This is a genomic window from Microbacterium sp. ER1, from assembly GCF_023383675.1.
Classification (GTDB): Bacteria; Actinomycetota; Actinomycetes; order Actinomycetales; family Microbacteriaceae; genus Microbacterium.
The window spans coordinates 1-233 of record NZ_QCXO01000102.1 but is presented as its reverse complement, the minus strand read 5'-3'; the positions used below and the strand labels follow the sequence as shown (position 1 = coordinate 233).

General features: G+C 65.7%; 1 protein-coding gene. It reads right to left on the bottom strand.

From position 1 onward, the window contains the following. Nucleotides 1–233 (bottom strand): amino acid permease (locus tag BV453_RS01920; protein WP_249520747.1); only part of this gene is annotated, 233 nt, incomplete at both ends.

Here is a 233-nt window from a genome sequence, read left to right as displayed (position 1 = left end):
CCACGGCGAGGGCCAGCAGAGCGAACAGCCACTGCGGCACGTCGCCGAAGGGCGCCCAGTACTTGCCGAAGAAGTTCATGTAGAGCGCCACCGCGGTGACGTCCACGATCGCGGTCATCACCCAGTTCAGCCAGTACAGCCAGCCGGTCACAAACGCGGTCTTCTCGCCGAAGAACTCCCGCGCGTACGACACGAAGGAACCGGAGGTTGGCCGGTGCAGCACCAGCTCGCCG